Origin of the sequence: Kitasatospora sp. NPDC047058, from assembly GCF_040643935.1 — a bacterium.
Taxonomy (GTDB): domain Bacteria; phylum Actinomycetota; class Actinomycetes; order Streptomycetales; family Streptomycetaceae; genus Kitasatospora.
Window position 1 is genome coordinate 1 of sequence record NZ_JBEYVJ010000440.1, and the last position, 5,231, is coordinate 5,231.

7 protein-coding genes are annotated in these 5,231 nt (G+C 74.1%); 3 read left to right on the top strand and 4 right to left on the bottom strand.

Going from position 1 to position 5,231, the window contains the following annotated elements; translation table 11 throughout:
• Positions 1 to 225: hypothetical protein (locus ABZ885_RS34880; protein WP_360197897.1), on the bottom strand; the 225-nt coding region annotated here is incomplete at its 3' end.
• Between the two features lie 246 nt (positions 226 to 471).
• Between ABZ885_RS34880 and ABZ885_RS34885 the strand changes: the two genes are divergently transcribed.
• Positions 472 to 1,182, top strand: coding sequence for a hypothetical protein (locus ABZ885_RS34885; protein ID WP_360197900.1), 711 nt, complete (start codon positions 472 to 474; stop codon positions 1,180 to 1,182).
• Positions 1,183 to 1,230: 48 nt separating this feature from the next.
• On the opposite strand, the gene ABZ885_RS34890 is transcribed toward ABZ885_RS34885, so the two are convergent.
• Together ABZ885_RS34890 and ABZ885_RS34895 are read right to left on the bottom strand one after the other, a co-directional pair.
• Positions 1,231 to 1,938, bottom strand: a complete 708-nt coding sequence (locus ABZ885_RS34890) for a phenylalanine--tRNA ligase beta subunit-related protein (RefSeq protein WP_360197903.1) — start codon at positions 1,936 to 1,938, stop codon at positions 1,231 to 1,233.
• A 60-nt stretch (positions 1,939 to 1,998) separates the two neighbouring features.
• A complete protein-coding gene (locus tag ABZ885_RS34895; protein ID WP_360197906.1) occupies positions 1,999 to 2,835 on the bottom strand; it encodes an EamA family transporter in 837 nt (278 codons plus the stop codon).
• Between the two features lie 115 nt (positions 2,836 to 2,950).
• Here ABZ885_RS34895 and ABZ885_RS34900 point away from each other — a divergent pair, with 115 nt between their 5' ends.
• On the top strand, positions 2,951 to 3,535 hold the full coding sequence (locus ABZ885_RS34900; RefSeq protein ID WP_360197909.1) for an XRE family transcriptional regulator: 585 nt from the start codon (positions 2,951 to 2,953) through the stop codon (positions 3,533 to 3,535).
• Between the two features lie 137 nt (positions 3,536 to 3,672).
• On the opposite strand, the gene ABZ885_RS34905 is transcribed toward ABZ885_RS34900, so the two are convergent.
• Positions 3,673 to 4,476, bottom strand: coding sequence for a DUF2182 domain-containing protein (locus ABZ885_RS34905; RefSeq protein WP_360197912.1), 804 nt, complete (start codon positions 4,474 to 4,476; stop codon positions 3,673 to 3,675).
• A gap of 320 nt (positions 4,477 to 4,796) precedes the next feature.
• Here ABZ885_RS34905 and ABZ885_RS34910 point away from each other — a divergent pair.
• Positions 4,797 to 5,231: phosphoribosyltransferase family protein (locus ABZ885_RS34910; RefSeq protein WP_360197915.1), on the top strand; the 435-nt coding region annotated here is incomplete at its 3' end.

A 5,231-nucleotide genomic window follows, 5' to 3' on the forward strand; every position in this document is an offset into this window, starting at 1 on the left:
CGGCACGTCCCGCCGCCGGCGCGGTCCCGGGTGCCGCGGGCGCGGCAGGACCGCGTGGTCGCCGGCGCGCGGGTCCGCGACGGCCCCGCCGTTCGTGGGGAATTGCCGCCAGAGGCCGCGGAATCCGGAGTGTCCGCCGGCGTCACGGCCGAGGTCGAGTACGGCGCCGGTGCGCACGCAGAACACCGGGTCGCGTCTGGGGGGTTCACCGTCGAAATCGTCCATGGCATCTCATTTCTGCCATCAACCACCGAGGTAACGGTCCTGGCCAACGGGCTCAACCTGCCCACTCGGCCGGACAATTCAACGTACGGCCGCCGGAATTCCCGCCAACTCTCCCCCACCCGCCGAGAATTGTCCGAAAACACACCTCGGCCGACCGCCCGCGAGGCCGTCGCCACAGGCTCCGCCGAGACCGTCTGAGTACGCGTACTCAGGCGCGCGGCGGAGCTCCCCTGGGAGCATGCCCTCATGGCCGACCGGAACTTCTTGGCACGGACGATGAAGCGGTGGTTCGGATTCCTCGCGGTCCTCGCCGTCCTCGCCCTGCACACGCTCGCCCCGTCCGGCGTACCCGGCAACTGGAGGTTACGGCTCCTCATCCGGTCCAAGGCCGTCAAGGAGGCCCGGCGGCAGGCCGAGGAGCAGCTCCGGACCAGGCTCGCAGACGTCGCCGAGACGTATCCGGTCCGCCCCGTCCTCACCCGGGCGGTCGACATGTGCTCGCGGGGCGAGCGGATCCTGATCGGCTTCGGCAGCAAACCCCGGGGCGCACCGGCACTGACGGGGCATCTGAGGATCACCACCTACTTCGCGACCGAGGTTCCCTTCGACCGGGCGGTCCCGGAGATCGTCGGCCGGCTGTCCCCTCGCCCGCGTGACGACGCCCCCGGGCCCGACCTGTCGGGAAGCGGCCGGCACCGTGTCAACGGACCGGTCCCCGAAAATCTCGAATGGGACGTCCCCGGGGACGAGCTGACCGTGCACCCGCTGCCGAAGGACCGCCGCATCCTGCGCTGCGAGGTCTCGGAGGACCCGGCCGGGACGACGGTCGAGCAGGCCCGGGAGGCCCACGGTCCGCTCATCGCCTGGATCGTCAGCACCACGTATTACACGCTCCCCAGAGGCGCCCTCCGGCAGCGGTGGCGCCGGAGGCGTGCCGCGGACGGCACCGAGCAGTGAGCCGAACGCCGCCGGCGCCTCCCGCCCCGGTGCCGGCGCAGTGAACTCTCAGACGTCGGCCCGGGGTTGTGCAGGGCCGACGTACTCCACGGCCGTTCGGTCGGCGTGCGGGGTGAGCAGGTCCCGCAGTTCCCGGGCCGCGGCCGTGAGGAGGTGGCCGTCCCGGTCGGCGTGGAGGGTTTCGAGGACGAAGACCACGCGGGTGGAGCCCTCGGTGACGCGGGTGCGGTGGGCGTCGCGGTGGTTCCAGTGACGGGTCAGGACACCGGTGGTGTCCGCGTAGACGATCTCGCCGGGCTTGGGGGTCTCGACGGTGTCCGGTTCGCCGAGCGGGGTGAAGGACTCGGTGCCGTCCGCCCGGCGGATGACGACGTCCCCGGTCACGTGGTCCAGGTCGAAGGCGCCGGCCGGCAGGCCGTGGCGGACGGAGACGGCGTTGTAGGAGTCGACGGCGGGGTTGATCCGCGGCAGGGCGCCCTGCTTGACGAGGCGGCGACCCAGCGCGTCGACGCTCGGGCGGATCCGGCGGGGGTTGGTGCCGAAGGAGCGGTAGGCGCCGTGCCAGGCCTCGATGCGGGGGTCGTTCTCGTCGGCGGGCTGCCAGGAGCCGTCGGCGAGCTGCCGTTCCAGCTCGTCCAGGGCGGCGGCGGTGCGGGGCCAGGGCTCGCCGCCGCGCACGCCCGTGGCGGTGACCAGGGCGATGAGGGTGCCGGGGAACGCCTCGGCGACGGCGGGGTCGAGTCGGAAGGAGGGCATGGACGGGGTTCCGTTTCCTGTGTCCGGTGAGGGGGTTCGCACGCTTCGAAGCCGTACGGGTCAGGCCAGGGCGAGGAGGCCGACGGCCACGGCGGCGGTGCCCAGGCCGAGGAGCTGGCCGCGGTGGATGCGTTCGGCGAGGAGACCGCGGGCGAGGAGGACGGTGCCGGCCGGGTAGAGGGCGGTGATCACCGCGACGACGGTGAGGTCCCCGCTGCGGGCGGCGAGCAGGAACAGCAGGTTCGCCAGCGAGTCCAGCACGCCGGCGGCGGCCGACACGGCGTACGCGGGCCGCTCCGTGCCCAGCCTGCGGCGCAGCAGGCCCGCTGCCGCCAGGGTGACGGCGGAGGAGACGGCCCGGCCGACGATCAGCGGAGCCACGCCGCTGTCGGCGGGCGCCTGGTGCAGGCAGACCAGTTGCAGGGCGACGGCGGTGCCCGCGCCGAGGGCCAGCAGCAGTGCGGTGCGGGAGGGGCGCGCCGAGCCAGCGCCGTGTCCGGCGCTGACCAGGACGACGGCCGCCAGCGCGAGCGGCAGGCCGATCAATCCGGCGGTGCCGAGGTGCTCGCCCTGCACCAGCCCCACCGCGACGGGCAGTGCGGCGGACACCAGTGCGGTCACGGGCGACAGCACGTTCATCGGGCCGATCGCCAGGGTGCGGTAGAGCAGGGCGAAGGCGGCGGCCGAGGCGACGCCCGAGGCGGCACCCCAGCCGAGGGCCGCGGTGTCGAACGAGGCGCCGAGGAAGGGCCACAGCAGCAGTTCGACCGCGAGACTGGCCGGGGCCGCGACCAGCACGGTCCGCAGCACGTGGGCCTTCCGGGCACCCAGGCCGCCGAGGAAGTCGGCGCACCCGTAGGCAAGTGAGCTGCCCAGGGCCAGCAGCAGAGCGATCACGGCACATCCCTTGCGTGTCAATGGAACGACCACAAGGTACAACGGATCGACCGATCGATGCCAATGAAGTGACCGGACAGTACACTCAAGTGATCCACGGGAGGATGGTGATCAGGTGACCGAGACGGCCGCAGCCCTGCGGACGGTCGCGCACAACGTCCGGGCGGCCCGGATCCGCGCGGGCCTGTCCCTGGAGGAGCTCAGCCGACGCGCCCAGGTCAGCAAGGGCGCCCTGGTCGGGCTGGAGAAGGCCCAGGGGAACCCCAACCTGGCCACCCTGGTCCGCCTCGCCGACACCCTCGGCATCTCGGTGTCCGCCCTGATGCAGGGCCGCCCCGAAGGCCGCGTCCGCGTGGTGGCCGCCGACGCCGTCGCACCGCTGTGGAGCGGCGAGCGCGGCAGCGAGGCCCGGCTCATGCTCACGACCTCGGGCGCGGCCCCGGTCGAGGTCTGGCGCTGGCGGCTGGAACCCGGCGAGGAGTACCCCAGTCACCCGCACCAGGCCGGAGTCGTGGAGACCGTCAGCGTCACCGCCGGGCGGATGACCCTGGTCGTCGACGGCACCGAGCACACCGTCGAGGCCGGACAGACCGCCACCTTCGACGGCGACGCCCCCCACACCTACCGCGGCTCGGGCACCGGGACCTGCCACCTGATCATGACCGTCCACCTGCCGCCCGGCCCGGCGGCCGCGACCTGACAGCGCCCCCGCAGCGGCCGGCAGGCCCGGCCGAAGTGCCGGAGTGCCGGAGTGCCGGCGGGCCCCCGGCAGGAACCGCGGACCCGCGCCCGGCCGGCGACGGCGCGGGCGGCCGTCACCGCCGGTGGCGTCGCCGGTCACATCGGCATGTCGGCCGGTGTCAGCCCCGGCAGCAGCCAGTGCTGGAACGGCGCCAGCACCGCCAGGACCAGGAACGCCACCCCGGTCACCCGGGCCAGCTGGGGGCCGCGGCGCCACAGCTTCTCCAGGAAGACCACCACGGCGAGCACGGCCATCGCCGCCACGTTCATCACGCCGAGCGGCACCAGGACCACCGTCAGTGCCCAGCAGCAGCCGAGGCAGTAGCCGCCGTGGTGCACGCCCACCCGCAGGTCCCGGGCCGGCGCCCGGAAGGACGCGTAGCGCATCAGCTGTGCCATCGGGCTGCGGCAGTGCCGCAGGCACACGTACTTCAGCGGACCCAGTTGGTACAGCCCGGCCAGCGCGAACGCCGCCGCGCCGATCCACTTCCCGGCCGACGGGTCGCGGTCGACCAGATCACCGGTCAACGCCAGCCCGCCGTACGCCACCAGCCCGAACGCCGTCCACACCAGCAGGTAGCCGCCGAGGAACTCGCCGGTGCGCACCGCCCGCGTCCACCCGCTCGACTGCCGGGCGATCCCGCGCGCCCAGGTCACCGCCACGGGAGCCACCGAGGGCAGCATCATCGCCGCCATCATCGCCAGCCACAGCAGCAGGAAGAGCGGCACCGCCATCCCCATCGTGCCCGGCTCGATCCCCATGTCCCGGGCCTGCCCGACGGTGATCACCCAGGCGAGCGCCGCGATCACCATGATCAGCCCCCACCCCAGCGCCAGATCCCTCGTGGGCATCAGCACCCCGGTGCGCAGCGGCTGCTTCTCGACGGTGACGGTACGCATCGCGCTCTCCTGCCTGCCCCTTCCAGGACAGCACAGCCGCGCCGACGACGGAACCGCACGAGCCGGAGTGCGCCCGCGGACCGGTCCCGGCCGGTCCTGTGCGATACCGGCCGGTCCTGCGTGACCGGCTGCTCCTCCGGGCCGGCGTCGGTCTCGTGGCCCCCGCGCGGGCGTAGCGCTCGCCGGGCTGGACGAATCGGCCGGGGCCCCGGCCGGATGAACCGCGCCACACCGGGTAGGCGCCCGGTAGAGGCGGGGCGGTGACCGCCCTGCCGCCGAGAGCCGGTGCCGACCGCGGGAGCGGGAGGGAGTGGGAGAGGATGCGGTTCCGAGACCGCCGTCACGCGGGCCGGGTGCTCGCCGAGCGGCTGCTGGAGTCTCCCGCCCTCCGGCGGCCGGCCGACCCGATCGTGCTGGCCCTGCCACGGGGCGGGGTCCCGGTCGCGGTGGAGGTCGCCCGGGTCCTCGGCGCACCCCTGGACGTCCTGGTCGTCCGCAGGATCGGCGCACCCGGGCAGCCCGATGCCGGGGTCGGCGCGATCGTCGGCGACGACCCGCCGGTGTTCGACCGGCGGGTGCTGAAGATCCTCGGCATCACCGCGGACCGGCTCGCCGGTGACGTGGCACACGAGCGGGCGGAACTGCGCCGCCACGAGGACCTCTACCGCCAGGGCCGCCCCGCGCCCCGGCTGGCGGGCAGGACGGTCGTCCTGGTCGACGACGGCGTGGCCACGGGGGTCACCGTGCACGCCGCG